Below are 14,189 nucleotides of genomic sequence, written 5' to 3'. Positions count from 1 at the left end.
CGGGCACTCGGCCGCCGCCCCTCAGCCCGGCGTGAGTCGTCAGGAAGTGCGCGCGTTGTAGTCCTCTCGGTTCGCGAGGACCTCGGCCATGTGCGTCTGAGCCCAGCTTCTGAGCCCGCGCGTCATCTGGTGCAGCGAGAGGCCGAGGTCGGTCAGCTCGTAGGTGACGGTGACGGGGACGGTCGGCGTCACGGTGCGGGTGAGCAGACCGTCGCCCTCCAGCGACCGCAGCGTCTGGGTCAGCATCTTCTGGCTGACCCCGGCCAGAAGCCGAGCGATCTCGGAGTAACGCATCGCCTTCGGAGCGCCTGCGTGTGCCGCGTCAGGCCGGCCAGGGCTGTTGTCGCCGCCCAGCGCACACAGGATCAGGACGACCCACTTGTCCGAGATCCGGTCGAGCAGCTGCCGGCTGGGGCACCCCGCCAGGAACGCGTTGTACTCCACCTTGGCCTGAGCCCTCTGCTGGGCCGCCTTCGTCGTCGTCACTGATCGCACCTCTCCCCGATGGGCGGGTTACGCACTCCAAAGTGCCTACTTCCCGACAGGAAGTTTCTCTCCAATGCTGATGCAGGGACGCCGCAGGCGCCACCCCCGACCGCACGACGAAAGGCACCACGATGAGCACCCCCTCCCTCGCTCTTCCCGGCGGCACCTGGACTCTGGGCGACCTGACCGTCACCCGGTTCGGCTACGGCGCCATGCAACTGGCCGGCCCGTGGGTCATGGGGCCGCCCGCCGATCGCGAGGGTGCCCTGGCCGTTCTGCGGGAAGCGGTCGGCCTCGGTATCACCCACATCGACACCAGCGACGCCTACGGGCCACGCGTCACCAACGAGTTGATCCGGGAGGCACTGCACCCCTATCCCGAGTCGCTGCACATCGTGACCAAGGTGGGCGCGACCCGCGACGCGCAGGGTGGCTGGCCCACGGCCCGGCGACCCGAAGATCTGCGCCGCCAGGTCCACGACAACCTCAAGTCCCTCAGGATCGACGTACTCGACCTGGTCAACCTCCGGCTCGGCAACGCCGAAGGTCCCCAGCCCGGCTCACTGGCCGAGGCGTTCGAGACCCTCGTCGAACTCCAGCAGCAGGGTCTGATCCGCCACCTCGGGGTCAGTAACGCCACCGAGGAGCAGGTCGCCGAGGCGCGGAGCATCGCGCCGATCGTGTGCGTGCAGAACATGTACAACCTCGCGCACCGCCACGACGACAAGCTCATCGACCGGCTGGCCGCCGACGGCGTCGCGTATGTGCCCTTCTTCCCCCTGGGGGGCTTCACCCCGCTTCAGGCCTCGGCGCTGTCGGCGGTCGCCGCCCGGACGAAGGCGACATCGATGTCCGTCGCGCTGGCCTGGCTGCTGCGGCGGTCGCCGAACATCCTGCTCATCCCCGGCACGTCATCGACGGCACACCTGCGCGAGAACATCGCCGGCGCTGGACTCTCCCTCTCTCATGAGGACTTGACCGAGCTGGACGACATCGGCCGCTGAGGGCCCTGAGTCTGTCGCTGCCCGGTCAGCTGTCGAAGCCGAGCCCCAGCTTGTCCATGGTCTTCAGCCACAGATTCCGCCGCCCGCCACGCGAGTCCGCCCGTGCCAGCGACCACTTGGTCAGCGCGATGCCGGTCCAGGCGAAGGGCTCGGGCGGGAAGGGCAGGGGCTTCTTGCGGACCATCTCCAGGGAGGTGCGCTCGGTGACCTCGCCGTCGAGCAGGTCCAGCATGACGTCCCCGCCGAAGCGGGTGGCGCCGACGCCGAGGCCCGTGTAGCCGGCCGCGTAGGCCACGTTCCCGTGGTGCGCGGTGCCGAAGAACGCCGAGAAGCGGGAGCAGGTGTCGATGGCGCCGCCCCAGGCGTGGGTGAAGCGGACGCCCTCCAGCTGCGGGAAGCAGGTGAAGAAGTGCTCGGCGAGCTTGGCGTAGGTCTCCGGGCGGTCGTCGTACTCGGCGCGGACGCGGCCGCCGTAGTGGTGGACCGCGTCGTAACCGCCCCACAGGATGCGGTTGTCGGCGGACAGGCGGAAGTAGTGGAACTGGTTGGCGCTGTCCCCCAGGCCCTGCCTGTTCTTCCAGCCGATCGACGCCAGCTGCTCGGCGCTCAACTGCTCCGTCATCAGCGCGTAGTCGTAGACCGGGACGGTGTACGAGCGGACGCGCTTGAGCAGGTTCGGAAAGATGTTCGTGCCGAGCGCGACCTTGCGGGCGCGGACGGAGCCGTAGGGGGTGCGTACGGCCATGCCGGCGCCGTACGGCTTCAGGGTGAGGGCGGGGGTGTGCTCGTAGACGCGGACGCCGAGTTGCACACAGGCCCGCTTCAGGCCCCAGGCCAGCTTGGCCGGGTTGAGCATGGCGACGCCGCGGCGGTCGTACAGGCCCGCCTGGAAGGTCGGTGAGTCGACCTGCTCCCGTACCGCCTCGGCGTCCAGGAACTCCACGCCCTCGGCGAGGCCCTCGCGCTCCATCTCCTCGTACCAGTCGCGCAGTTCCCACGCCTGGTACGTCTCGGTGGCGACGTCGATCTCGCCGGTGCGCTCGAAGTCGCAGTCGAGGGAGTAGCGGGCGACCGCCTTCTCGATCTCGTCGAGGTTGCGGGCGCCCAGCTCCTCCAGCTTGTGGATCTCGTGCGGCCAGCGGGTCAGCCCGTTGGCCAGACCGTGGGTGAGGGAGGCGGCGCAGAAGCCGCCGTTGCGGCCCGAGGCGGCCCAGCCCACCTCGCGGCCCTCCAGCAGGACGACATCCCGCCGCGGGTCGCGCTCCTTGGCGAGGAGCGCGGTCCACAGTCCGCTGTAACCGCCGCCGACGACCAGCAGATCGCAGGTCTCGGGGCCGGTGAGGGCGGGTTCGGGGTGGGGCTTGCCGGGGTCGTCCAGCCAGTACGGGACCGGCTGGGCGTCGGAAAGAGACTTCGTCCAGTTACTGCCACGACTCATGGCGCTTGGGGCCATGATTTCAACTCCCTACAAGGGTATTTCGGTCAAGCCTTTTGCTTGTTACGGCGATTACTGATGACCATAGAGGCCAGTACGAGCAGTACGGCGACCAGGAACATGGCCGTACCGATCACATTGATCTGAACGGGCGTACCGCGCTGTGCCGAACCCCAGACGAACATGGGGAAGGTCACGGTCGAGCCCGCGTTGAAATTGGTGATGATGAAATCGTCGAAGCTGAGCGCGAAGGCGAGCAGCGCGCCCGCCGCGATTCCCGGTGCCGCGATCGGCAGGGTGACCCGGACGAAGGTCTGGAACGGGCCCGCGTAGAGGTCCTGTGCCGCCTGCTCCAGCCTCGGGTCCATCGACATCACACGTGCCTTTACCGCCGTCACGACGAAACTCAGGCAGAACATGATGTGGGCGATGAGGATCGTCCAGAAGCCCAGCTGGGCGCCCATGTTGAGGAACAGGGTGAGCAGCGAGGCGGCCATGACGACCTCGGGCATCGCCATCGGCAGGAAGATCAGCGAGTTCACCGCGCCGCGGGCGCGGAACCGGTAGCGGACCAGCGCGAAGGCGATCATCGTGCCGAGGACGGTGGCGCCGATCGTCGCCCAGAAGGCGATCTGGAGGCTGATCGACAGCGAGCCGCACATGTCGGCGACGCCGCACGGGTCCTTCCAGGCGTCCGTGGAGAACTGCTGCCATTCGTAGTTGAAGCGCCCCTTCGGTTTGTTGAAGGAGAACACCGTCACGACGACGTTGGGCAGCAGGAGATATCCGAGGGTCAGAAGTCCCGCGATGACGACGAATTTGCGCTTGAGCCAGTTGACGAAGGCCATTTAAACCAGATCCTCCGTTCCGGACCGGCGGATGTAGACCGTGACCATGACGAGGATGGCGGCCATCAGGATGAAGGAGAGCGCCGCCGCTGTCGGGTAGTCCAGAATCCGCAGGAATTGCGACTGGATGACGTTGCCGACCATGCGGGTGTCCGTCGAGCCGAGCAGATCGGCGTTGACGTAGTCACCGGCGGCCGGGATGAACGTCAGCAGCGTGCCGGAGACGACGCCCGGCATCGACAGCGGGAAGGTCACCCTGCGGAAGGTGGTCGCGGGCCGCGCGTACAGGTCGCCGGCCGCCTCGTGGAGGCGGGTGTCGATGCGCTCCAGTGAGGTGTAGAGCGGCAGGATCATGAACGGCAGGAAGTTGTACGTCAGACCGCAGACGACCGCGAGCGGCGTGGCCAGCACCCGGTCCCCGGAGGTCCAGCCGAGCCAGCTGGTGACGTCCAGGACGTGCAGGGTGTTCAGCGCGCCGACGACCGGGCCGCCGTCCGCGAGGATCGTCTTCCAGGCGAGGGTGCGGATCAGGAAGCTGGTGAAGAACGGCGCGATCACCAGGATCATGATCAGGTTCCGCCAGCGGCCCGCGCGGAAGGCGATGAGGTACGCCAGCGGGTAGCCGAGGACCAGGCACAGGATCGTCGCGGAGCCCGCGTAGAGGATCGAGCGCAGATACTGCGGCCAGTACTCGCTCAGCGCGTCCCAGTAGGTCGCGAAGTGCCAGGTGACCTTGTAGCCCTCCTCCAGGGAGCCCGTCTGCACGGACGTGGAGGCCTGGTAGATCATCGGCAGCGCGAAGAAGACGATCAGCCAGAGCATGCCGGGCAGCAGCAGCCAGTACGGCACGAGGCGGCCGCGCTTGCGCGGGGGCTTCTTCTCGGGCGCGGTCGGGGAGAGAGGCGGCGGCGCCTCGGTGAGGGTCGCCATCAGACGGTCGCCTCTTCCTCGGTGCCGGCGTCGATGTCCTGGGCGGCGTCGAGACCGAAGGTGTGGGCCGGGCTCCAGTGCAGGACGACGTCGGCGCCGGGTACGAGCCGGGAGTCCCGCTCGATGTTCTGGACGTAGACCTCGAACTCCGGGCAGACGGCGCTGTCGATGACGTACTGCGTGGAGACGCCGATGAAGCTGCCGTTGGCGATCTTGCCGGTGATGCGGTTGCGGCCCTCGGGGATCTCGCCCGCGTCGTCGGCGTGGATGAGGGAGATCTTCTCGGGGCGCACGCCGACCAGCACCTTGCCGCCGGTGGTCGTGGGGGCCGAACATCGCGCCTCGGGCAGGACGAGCTTGCCGCCGCCGGCCTTCAGGACGATGTCGTCGCCGCTCTTGGAGTCGACCTCGGCCTCGATCAGGTTCGACGTACCGAGGAAGTTGGCGACGAACGTCGTCTGCGGGTTCTCGTACAGGTCGTTCGGCGAGCCGAGCTGCTCGACGCGGCCCGCGTTCATCACGGCGACCTGGTCGGCCATGGTCATGGCCTCCTCCTGGTCGTGCGTGACGTGCACGAAGGTGATGCCGACCTCGGTCTGGATGCGCTTGAGCTCCAGCTGCATCTGGCGGCGCAGCTTGAGGTCGAGGGCGCCGAGGGGCTCGTCGAGGAGGAGCACCTTGGGGTGGTTGATCAGCGCGCGGGCCACGGCCACACGCTGCTGCTGGCCGCCGGAGAGCTGGTGCGGCTTCTTGCGGGCCTGCTCGCCGAGCTGCACGAGCTCCAGCATGTCCTCGACCTGCTTCTTGACGCTCTTGATGCCGCGCCGGCGCAGACCGAACGCGACGTTCTCGAAGATGTCGAGGTGCGGGAAGAGGGCGTACGACTGGAAGACGGTGTTCACCGGCCGCTTGTACGGCGGCAGGTGGGTGACCTCCTGGTCGCCGAGGAACACGGTGCCGGTGGTCGGCTCCTCCAGGCCCGCGATCATCCGCAGGGTGGTGGTCTTGCCGCAGCCGGAGGCGCCGAGCAGGGCGAAGAAGGAGCCCTGCGGCACGGTCAGGTCCAGCGGCTGTACGGCCGTGAAGCCGTTGTCGTACGTCTTGCTGATGCCCGAGAGGCGGACGTCCCCGCCGGTTTCGTTCTTGTTCGTCACGGTGGTCACGCCCCAGTCAGCTTCGCGAACTTCTCTTCAAAGGCCGTCTCTTCCTTCGAGCTCAGGGAGCGGAAGGCATGGGACTTCGCGGCCATGGCCTTGTCCGGGATGATCAGCGGGTTGTTCGCCGCATCCGCGTCGATCTTCTCCAGCTCGGCCTTCACCCCGTCGACGGGCGTCACGTAGTTGATGTACGCGGCGAGCTCGGCGGCCGGCTTCGGCTCGTAGTAGAAGTCGATCAACTTCTCGGCGTTCGTCTTGTGACGGGCCTTGTTCGGGATCAGGAAGTTGTCGGTCGACGTCATGTAGCCGCTGTCCGGGATCAGGAAGTCGATGTCCGGGCTGTCGGCCTTGAGCTGTACGACGTCACCGGCCCAGGCGATACAGGCGGCGAAGTCGCCGCTGGTCAGGTCCGAGGTGTAGTCGTTGCCGGTGAAGCGGCGGATCTGGCCCTTGTCGACGGCCTTCTGGATCCGGGCGATCGCCGCGTCGTAGTCGTCCGCGGTGAAGTTCGCGGGGTCCTTGCCCATGTCGAGCAGGGTCATGCCGATGCTGTCGCGCATCTCCGACAGGAAGCCGACCTTGCCCTTGAGCTTGGGGTTGTCGAGCAGGTCCGAGACCGACTTCACCTCGACGCCGTCGAGCGCCTTCTTGTTGTACGCGATGACGGTCGAGATGCCCTGCCAGACGTACGAGTACGCGCGTCCGGGGTCCCAGTCGGGGTTGCGGAACTGGGCCGACAGGTTGGTGTACGCGTGGGGCAGGTTGGCCGGGTCCAGTTTCTGGACCCACCCGAGGCGGATGAGGCGGGCCGCGAGCCAGTCGGTGAGGACGATGATGTCGCGGCCGGTGTCCTGGCCCGCGGCGAGCTGCGGCTTGATCTTGCCGAAGAACTCGACGTTGTCGTTGATGTCCTCGGTGTACTTGACCGAGATACCGGTCCGCTTCTTGAACTGGTCGAGCGTGGGGTGGTGCTTCTCGCTCTCGTCCACGTCGATGTACTCGGTCCAGTTGGAGAAGTTGACGGTCTTCTCCTCGGCCGAGTGGTCCTCCGCGGAGACGCCACCCTTGGTGTTGCCCGCCGCGGGGATGCCGCAGCCGGTCAGCGCCCCGAGGCCGCCGACCGCGAGCGCGCCGCCCGCGGAGGCGCGCAGGACGGACCGCCGGGTCATGGCGGCCCGGCCATTGCGGAAGCTGCGCCGCATGGCGGCCACTTGGGCCGGGCTCAGGCGGTCGGGCTCGTACTGCTCCATGCGCGTGGTGCCCTTTCGGGAGGGTTCGGCCGCGGGTCGGGCGGCCTGGACAACGTCACCCGGCGGTAGCCGGAAAACGGTTACAGCCGGTCCCCGAAGATCGTGCGGTGCCAGTCCTTCCTGACGACCGCCGTATTGTCGAACATGACGTGCTTGATCTGCGTGTACTCCTCGAACGAATACGAGGACATGTCCTTGCCGAAGCCGGACGCCTTGTACCCGCCATGGGGCATCTCGCTGATGATCGGGATGTGGTCGTTGACCCACACACAGCCCGCCTTGATCTCGCGGGTGGCGCGGTTCGCCCGGTAGACGTCGCGGCTCCATGCGGAGGCGGCGAGCCCGTACGGGGTGTCGTTGGCGAGCCGGATCCCCTCGTCGTCGCTGTCGAAGGGCAGGACCACGAGGACCGGTCCGAAGAGCTCGGACTGGACGATCTCGCTGTCCTGGGCGGCATCCGCGACCAAGGTCGGTCGATAGTACGCACCGTTCTTGAGAACTCCCTGAGGAGCCTCGCCACCGGTCACCACGCGCGCGTAGCCGCGCGCACGGTCGACGAAGGCGGCGACCCGGTCCCGCTGGACGTGCGAGATCAGGGGCCCGAGGTCGGTGTCCGGCGCGAAGGGGTCACCGAGGCGGACGGTCTCCATGAGGGCGGCCGTCCTCTCGACGAACGCGTCATAGAGCGGCCGCTGCACGTACGCGCGCGTGGCGGCCGTGCAGTCCTGGCCGGTGTTGATGAGCGCGCCCGCGACCGCGCCGTTGACGGCGGCGTCGAGGTCGGCGTCGTCGAAGACGACGAAGGGCGCCTTGCCGCCGAGTTCCAGGTGGATCCGCTTGACGGTGGCGGTCGCGATCTCGGCGACGCGCTTGCCGACGGCGGTGGAGCCGGTGAAGGAGGTCATGGCGACATCGGGGTGGCCCACGAGATGCTCACCGGCCTCCTTGCCCGTCCCGGTGACGATGTTGATGACACCGTCGGGGATACCGGCCTCGGTGGCGGCCTGCGCGAACAGCAGCGAGGTCAGCGGGGTGAGCTCGGCGGGCTTCAGCACGATGGTGTTGCCCGCGGCGATCGCCGGAAGGACCTTCCAGGCGGCCATCTGGAGGGGATAGTTCCAGGGCGCGATGGACCCGACGACACCGATGGGCTCACGACGGACGTACGAGGTGTGGTCACCGGAGTACTCACCGGCCGACTGCCCCTGGAGATGGCGGGCGGCACCGGCGAAGAAGGCCGTGTTGTCGATCGTCCCGGGGACGTCGAACTCACGCGTCAGCTTCAGCGGCTTTCCGCACTGGAGGGACTCGGCGCGGGCGAAGTCCTCGGCGCGGTCGGCGAGCACGGCGGCGAAGCGGTGCAGCGCGTCCGAGCGCTCGCCGGGGGTCGCGGCGGACCAGGCCGGGAAGGCGGCGCGGGCGGCGGCGACGGCCGCGTCCACGTCGGCGGTGCTCGCCAGCTCGTAGGTGTAGACCTCCTCGCCGGTCGCCGGGTCGACGACGGCATGGGTACGTCCGGAGGTGCCCTTGGTCAGACGGCCTCCGATGTACTGCGCTCCGTCAGCGAGGACTTCCTGCGCGGGGAATCGTTCCGGGGTGGCGTTGCCCGGGTTGTGCATGTCGCTCTCCTCCGCCTTCGCCCCGCGGAACTGAGGGGCGGGTGGCGTAGCTCCAGCTCGATTTGAGTGCCGATCCTGACAGAGCAAGTGGCGTCCGACAAGGGATTCCGTTGTTGCCTTTTAGTTACGCGACGGAATCTGTCGACCAGGTGTCGAGTCCGCCTGAAAAAGGCGGGACGGAATGTCAGTGGTGCCTGCCAGACTCGCATGCATGACGAAGATCGATTCTCGGGACACCCTGGTCAGGGCTGTCCGGGCGGGGGCGAGGGTCAAGTACCTGCACTTCTGGGGACACCGGCCGAGGGCGGACGGGCAGCTGGGGTCGAGCTGTCTGAGCCAGTGGTGGCCGTCGCCGTTCGAGGTGGCCGGAGTGACGTATGCGACCGCCGAGCACTGGATGATGGCCGGCAAGGCGCGGCTCTTCGGCGACGCGGAGGCGGAGCGGCAGGCGGTGGCCGCGCGGAGTCCGGCGCAGGCGAAGAAGATCGGGCGGCTCGTGCGGGGCTTCGACGACGCGATATGGGAGCGGGAGCGCTTCGGGATCGTGGTCGAGGGGAGCGTGCACAAGTTCGGCTCGGACCTCGGGCTGCGGGCGTTTCTGCTCGGTACGGGGCGGCGGGTGCTGGTGGAGGCCAGTCCGGTGGACCGGGTGTGGGGGATCGGGCTCGCGGCGACGGACGAGGCGGCTGCGGATCCGGAGCGGTGGCGGGGGCCGAATCTGCTGGGGTTCGCGTTGATGGAGGCGCGGGAGCGGTTGCGGGAGACGGCTGACGGCTGACGGCTGACGGCTGACGGCTGACGGCTGACGAGGCCTGGTCGAACCAGGCCTATGCCACGACCAGCAGGACGACCATGCCGATGCCCAACGCGATGCCCGCCGCTCCGCAGATGATCCCGGCGAGGGCCTGACCGGGGTTGTCGGCCTCCCCTCTCTTCGCCTTCCCTCTGCCGATCGCGCCGAAGATCACACCCAGGATGCCGAGGATGATCGCCAGCGGCCACAGGCAGAAGACGATGGCACCGAGGATCCCGAGCACCAGTCCGGCGGTACCCATCCCGTTGCTGGGCAGCGGCTGCATGCCGGGCCAGTTGTAGTAGCCCTGGGGGGTGGGGCCCGGGTAGCCGTAGCCGCCGCCCGGATAGCCGTAGGGCACCTGTCCGGGGCCGTCGGGGGCGATGGGGGGCGGGGGGACGTGGCCGGTGGGGGGTGCGAAGGGGTTGGGCGGCGGGGCGTAGGGGTTGGCCGGGGTGCTCGGCTGGGCCGCGGGGCCGCCGGACGGTGTGGCTTGGCCCGGCGGGCCGAAGGGGTTGGCCCACGGCTGGGGCGGAGGTGTGCCGTCCTGCGTGGGTGCCGTATCGGGCGAGCCGGCCGTGCCCGGCATCGACGTGACGGTCCGCTGGTCGTGGACGGAGGGGGGTGGCCAGGAGGCCTGGGGGGTGTTCGAGGCGTGGGGATCGATCGGGGCGAACGGCGACGCGGACACATCGCCGGACGACGAGGCAGGGGCATGCCCGGAGGACGGAGTCGGCTTCTCGTCCGCCGTTCCGTCGGCGGTACTCCTGGACACCCCGTCCACCGCACCCCCGGACGACCCGAACGTCGTGTCCCCCGACGGCGCAAGCGGTACCTCGTCCGCGGTGGCCGTCGCCTCGGCGGCCCCGTCACTCACCGGCGCGCCCCAAGACTCCCGCGCCCCGTCACTCCCAGGCGCCGCCCAAACGTCTCGCTCCCCCGGCGCCTCCGCCTTCCCCAGCCCCACCCTCGGTGCCGTCGGCGGAGTCGGCCGCTGGGGCTCGTCCTTCGGTGGCCGCGGCTCGTCGGGCATGGTCGGGACCCCCTCTTTCGTGTGCCCCGTCATGCTAAGGCCAGGGCCGCCCACGGGGACCGGGCGGCCTACGATGATCCCGAGTCACCGATCAGCCGATCACCCGCGCCCCGCCGTACCCCGGCGGAGGGCGCCGTTCCGGGGAGGAACCTTGACCGACCGTCTCATCGAGCCCGGTGTGCCGCGCGACCTGCACGCCTTCATCGCCGCGCTGCCGAAGGCCGAACTCCACGTCCACCACGTCGGCTCCGCCTCCCCCCGGATCGTCTCCGAACTGGCCGCCCGGCACCCCGACTCCAAGGTTCCCACCGACCCCGAGGCGCTGGCCGACTACTTCACGTTCACGGACTTCGCCCACTTCATCGAGGTGTACCTGTCGGTCGTCGACCTCATCCGCACCCCGGAGGACGTACGCCTGCTGACGTACGAGGTGGCCCGGGACCTGGCCCGGCAGCAGGTGCGCTACGCCGAGCTGACCATCACGCCGTTCTCCTCGACCCGCCGCGGTATCGACGAGCGGGCCTTCATGGACGCGATCGAGGACGCGCGGAAGGCGGCGGAGGCGGAGTTCGGGACCGTGCTGCGCTGGTGCTTCGACATCCCCGGCGAGGCGGGGCTCGAAGCCGCCGAGGAGACCGCGCGGCTCTCCACCGACGACCGGGTGCGCCCCGAGGGCCTCGTCTCCTTCGGGCTCGGCGGGCCCGAGATCGGCGTACCCCGGCCGCAGTTCAAGCCGTACTTCGACCGGGCCATCGCCGCCGGACTGCGGTCCGTGCCGCACGCGGGTGAGACCACCGGCCCGGAGACGGTGTGGGACGCGCTGACCCACCTGCGCGCCGAGCGCATCGGGCACGGCACCAGCTCGGCGCGGGACGAGAAGCTGCTCGCACATCTCGCGCAGGAGCGGATCGCCCTGGAGGTGTGCCCGACCTCCAACATCGCCACGCGCGCGGTACGCCACCTCGACGAGCACCCGATCAAGGAGTTCGTGAAGGCCGGCGTCCTGGTGACCGTCAACTCCGACGACCCGCCCATGTTCGGCACCGACCTCAACAACGAGTACGCCGTCGCCGCCCGCCTCCTCGACCTCGACGAGCGGGGCGTGGCCGATCTGGCGAAGAACGCCGTCGAGGCGTCCTTCCTCGACGCGCCGGGCAAGGCGAGGATCAAGGACGAGATCGACACGTACACCGAGGCGTGGCTCGCGTCCTGACGCCGACACAATGGGCCCATGCAGAAGCTGACCGCAGTGGCCCATCGTGGCGACCCCTACCGCATCCGTGAGAACACGCTCGACTCCCTGCGTTCCGCGCTCGAACTGGGCGCGGACGCCGTCGAGATCGACGTACGGCTCACCCGTGACGGCGTCCCCGTGCTGCTGCACGACGCGACGCTGAAGCGGCTGTGGGAGCACGACCGGCCGCTGCTGTCCCTGTCGTCGGACGAGGTCCGCGGCCTCACGGACGGCAAGGTGCCCACACTGGCCGAAGCACTGGCGGAGGCACTGGCGGCGTCCGGCGAGGCCCGGCTGATGCTCGACCTCCCCGGCACACCGGACGTGAAGGCCGCCCGCCGGGTCGTGGACGTCGTACGGGAGGCCGGCGCCGAGGACCGCGTCTACTACTGCGCGGGCGCCGCCGCCATGCTCGCCGTACGCGCCGCCGATCCGGCCGCGGAGATCGCCCTGACCTGGACGTCGCTGGCCCCGCCGCGCCCCGCGCTGCTGGAGGCGGTACGTCCCCGCTGGCTCAACTACCGCTTCGGGCTGGTCGACAAGGCCCTCGCCGAGCGCGTCCACCGCGACGGCCTGCTGCTCTCGGTCTGGACTCCCGACACGGTCCGCTCGATGCGACGCCTGATCGCCGCGGGCGTCGACTCGATCACCACCAACCGCGTCGACGCCCTCTGCGCCCTGCGCGACCTACACGCGTGAGCGTTGCGCCACCGTCGCCGGGTCGGCGGGGGTGGCGCGGGTGACGTACTGCGGCACCGGGGCCGTGTCCTTGCCGTTGTCGCGGACCAGGCCGTAGCGGATCGCGCCCTGTGGCGGGCCGTACTGGATGTCCTTCTCGGCCTCCTCCCAGGTGGACGGGAAGACGATGAGGCCGTAGTCGGCGCCGCGTTCGTTCTGGTTGAGGGTGACGGTGCCGTCGAGGTAGAAGTACTCGTTCTGCCACATCTGTTGGGCGCCCTCGGGCAGCACGGTGTAGCCGATGGACGGGCTGCCCATACCGCTCGTGTCGGCCCCGTCGGTGATGTCGTCCATGCGGCGGCCGCCGCCCGAGGCGACGTGGAAGAGCTCGCCCTTGAGACCGGTCCAGGTCGGCATGGCCAGCGCGCCGGGGCGGGACTGCGGGGAGATCTGCCAGCGGACCAGGACATAGCCCTGCCCGCTGAGGGTCACCTTCTCGCCCCGGTGCTGCATGACGGCCTTCGCGCCCCAGGTGCTGGTGACCCCGGACTCGGGCCGGTGCGGCAGGGCGGCGGGTTGGGCGTCGGGGTCGGGGGCCGTGTCGACGGCGTCGACGACCGTGCCGTACAGGTCGGTCTTCGTCGGGGTGGGAGGCGGCGAGGGGGTCGGCACGGCGGACGGGGACACCGCCACCGGCGGGCGGGCCGTACTCGCCGCCGTGGGGCTGATGGCGACGCGCGGCGCCGGGTCGTCCGGCGTCTGTACGACGACGTACGCGCCGCCCGCCACGATCGTCGCGCCCGTCGTCACCGCGACGACCGGCTGGGTGAGCGCGGCCATCACCTTGGCGGACCAGCCCACCGAGGCGGCCCCCGCCGCCCCCACCGCCGCTGCCGCCGTCTTGCCGCCGAAGGCCAGCGACAGGGTGAAGCCGACGGGGACCGGGACGAGGGCGATGCCGACGAGGAGGCGTTCGGCGGGGACGACGGCCTCGCGGGTGTCGCCGCAGTAGCCGCAGCCGCGGATGTGCCGGGCCAGCCGCTTGCGCCAGACCGAGTCGGGGCGGCCGTCCCAACGGCCGGTGAGTTCGCGCAGGCCGGGGCAGGCGCCGTCGAGGGCGCGGACGATGCCGCGGGCGGTCTCCACGCGCTCCTTGAGCCGCTGGACCCGAACGGCCGCGTGCTGTCTGCTGATTCCGGCGGCCGCCGCCAGCTCGCGCCGGGTCAGCTCCCCCGCGACCTCCAGCCACCACAGCGACAGCAGTTGCCGGTCCTCGTCGTCGAGCCACCGCACCGCCTCCGCGACCTCGCGCCGCTGCCCCTCCAACTGGAGTCTGAGGACGGTGAGTTCGGCGAAGTCGGCGGCGTCGCTCGCGGCGGACTCGTCGAGCGGGGCGGGGGCCTTCCGGCGGCGGGCCCGGTCCCGTATCTGACGCATCGCGATCGCCACCAGCCAGGACCGGAAGCTGTCCGGGTCGCGCAGCGAACCGAGGTTGTCGACGGCCCGCAGCATCGTCTCCTGGACGACGTCGTCGACATCGGCGTGGCCGTTCAGGGCGCGTCCGACGATGTTGTAGACGAGCGGCAGCCAGCCCGCGACCAGGTCGTCCAGCGCCTGCCGGTCACCGGCCTGCGCGGCCGCGATGGTGTCGCGCCATTGCCGCGTCTCCACGTCGTTCCGTCCCTCTGTTCGGTTCCGTGCTCACCCTCTCAGGCGGCCCCG

The 14,189-nt window shown here is 69.7% G+C and carries 13 protein-coding genes; 4 read left to right on the top strand and 9 right to left on the bottom strand.

Annotated features, from left to right (window positions below):
• Positions 1-39 precede the first annotated feature (39 nt).
• Positions 40-486: a helix-turn-helix domain-containing protein gene (locus ABZ928_RS16735; RefSeq protein WP_361518812.1), complete on the bottom strand. Its 447-nt coding sequence runs from the start codon at positions 484-486 to the stop codon at positions 40-42.
• A 131-nt stretch (positions 487-617) separates the two neighbouring features.
• Here ABZ928_RS16735 and ABZ928_RS16730 point away from each other — a divergent pair, with 131 nt between their 5' ends.
• Positions 618-1,490 carry an aldo/keto reductase family oxidoreductase gene (locus tag ABZ928_RS16730; RefSeq protein WP_361518811.1) on the top strand — a complete coding sequence of 291 codons (873 nt, stop codon included), beginning with the start codon at positions 618-620 and terminating at the stop codon, positions 1,488-1,490.
• A 25-nt stretch (positions 1,491-1,515) separates the two neighbouring features.
• Here ABZ928_RS16730 and ABZ928_RS16725 read toward each other — a convergent pair whose 3' ends face one another.
• The 6 genes from ABZ928_RS16725 to ABZ928_RS16700 all read right to left on the bottom strand — a co-directional run bounded on the left by ABZ928_RS16725 (position 1,516) and on the right by ABZ928_RS16700 (position 8,729).
• Positions 1,516-2,943 (bottom strand): FAD-dependent oxidoreductase, encoded by a 1,428-nt coding sequence (locus ABZ928_RS16725; RefSeq protein ID WP_361518809.1) that lies wholly within the window; start codon positions 2,941-2,943, stop codon positions 1,516-1,518.
• Between the two features lie 29 nt (positions 2,944-2,972).
• Positions 2,973-3,773 (bottom strand): ABC transporter permease, encoded by an 801-nt coding sequence (locus tag ABZ928_RS16720; RefSeq protein WP_361518808.1) that lies wholly within the window; start codon positions 3,771-3,773, stop codon positions 2,973-2,975.
• Entirely contained in the window at positions 3,774-4,703 is a 930-nt protein-coding gene (locus ABZ928_RS16715) for an ABC transporter permease (RefSeq protein WP_361518806.1), read from the bottom strand.
• Complete coding sequence (locus ABZ928_RS16710; RefSeq protein WP_361518804.1) at positions 4,703-5,866, bottom strand: ABC transporter ATP-binding protein; 1,164 nt, start codon at positions 5,864-5,866, stop codon at positions 4,703-4,705. Before ABZ928_RS16710 ends, ABZ928_RS16715 begins: the two co-directional genes overlap by 1 nt.
• Complete coding sequence (locus ABZ928_RS16705; protein WP_361518802.1) at positions 5,863-7,110, bottom strand: spermidine/putrescine ABC transporter substrate-binding protein; 1,248 nt, start codon at positions 7,108-7,110, stop codon at positions 5,863-5,865. Before ABZ928_RS16705 ends, ABZ928_RS16710 begins: the two co-directional genes overlap by 4 nt.
• 80 nt (positions 7,111-7,190) lie before the next feature.
• Positions 7,191-8,729, bottom strand: a complete 1,539-nt coding sequence (locus ABZ928_RS16700) for a gamma-aminobutyraldehyde dehydrogenase (protein WP_361518800.1) — start codon at positions 8,727-8,729, stop codon at positions 7,191-7,193.
• Between the two features lie 181 nt (positions 8,730-8,910).
• On the opposite strand from ABZ928_RS16700, the gene ABZ928_RS16695 reads away from it, so the two are divergent.
• Entirely contained in the window at positions 8,911-9,507 is a 597-nt protein-coding gene (locus ABZ928_RS16695) for an NADAR family protein (RefSeq protein ID WP_361518798.1), read from the top strand.
• 49 nt (positions 9,508-9,556) lie between these two features.
• Here the strand turns inward: ABZ928_RS16695 and ABZ928_RS16690 are convergent, their stop codons facing one another.
• Positions 9,557-10,399 (bottom strand): DUF4190 domain-containing protein, encoded by an 843-nt coding sequence (locus ABZ928_RS16690; RefSeq protein WP_361518797.1) that lies wholly within the window; start codon positions 10,397-10,399, stop codon positions 9,557-9,559.
• Positions 10,400-10,706: 307 nt separating this feature from the next.
• On the opposite strand from ABZ928_RS16690, the gene ABZ928_RS16685 reads away from it, so the two are divergent.
• A complete protein-coding gene (locus tag ABZ928_RS16685) occupies positions 10,707-11,768 on the top strand; it encodes an adenosine deaminase (RefSeq protein ID WP_361518795.1) in 1,062 nt (353 codons plus the stop codon).
• 18 nt (positions 11,769-11,786) lie between these two features.
• Positions 11,787-12,488 (top strand): glycerophosphodiester phosphodiesterase, encoded by a 702-nt coding sequence (locus ABZ928_RS16680; RefSeq protein ID WP_361518794.1) that lies wholly within the window; start codon positions 11,787-11,789, stop codon positions 12,486-12,488.
• On the opposite strand, the gene ABZ928_RS16675 is transcribed toward ABZ928_RS16680, so the two are convergent.
• Positions 12,477-14,138, bottom strand: coding sequence for a sigma-70 family RNA polymerase sigma factor (locus ABZ928_RS16675; RefSeq protein WP_361518792.1), 1,662 nt, complete (start codon positions 14,136-14,138; stop codon positions 12,477-12,479). The genes ABZ928_RS16680 and ABZ928_RS16675 overlap by 12 nt on opposite strands.
• Positions 14,139-14,189: the final 51 nt, after the last annotated feature.

Origin of the sequence: Streptomyces sp. NPDC046909, assembly GCF_040644695.1 — a bacterium.
GTDB lineage: Bacteria > Actinomycetota > Actinomycetes > Streptomycetales > Streptomycetaceae > Streptomyces.
The sequence above is the reverse complement of the archived record's forward strand: the minus strand, read 5'-3'. Positions and strand labels throughout refer to the sequence as shown.

Bases quoted from the DNA above. Each gene is read 5' to 3' on its own strand.
- ABZ928_RS16700 (WP_361518800.1), bottom strand. From the start codon at position 8,729: ATGCACAACCCGGGCAACGCCACCCCGGAACGATTCCCCGCGCAGGAA.
- ABZ928_RS16725 (WP_361518809.1), bottom strand. From the start codon at position 2,943: ATGGCCCCAAGCGCCATGAGTCGTGGCAGTAACTGGACGAAGTCTCTT.
- ABZ928_RS16715 (WP_361518806.1), bottom strand. From the start codon at position 4,703: ATGGCGACCCTCACCGAGGCGCCGCCGCCTCTCTCCCCGACCGCGCCC.
- ABZ928_RS16695 (WP_361518798.1), top strand. From the start codon at position 8,911: ATGTCAGTGGTGCCTGCCAGACTCGCATGCATGACGAAGATCGATTCT.
- ABZ928_RS16720 (WP_361518808.1), bottom strand. From the start codon at position 3,773: ATGGCCTTCGTCAACTGGCTCAAGCGCAAATTCGTCGTCATCGCGGGA.
- ABZ928_RS16730 (WP_361518811.1), top strand. From the start codon at position 618: ATGAGCACCCCCTCCCTCGCTCTTCCCGGCGGCACCTGGACTCTGGGC.
- ABZ928_RS16680 (WP_361518794.1), top strand. From the start codon at position 11,787: ATGCAGAAGCTGACCGCAGTGGCCCATCGTGGCGACCCCTACCGCATC.
- ABZ928_RS16705 (WP_361518802.1), bottom strand. From the start codon at position 7,110: ATGGAGCAGTACGAGCCCGACCGCCTGAGCCCGGCCCAAGTGGCCGCC.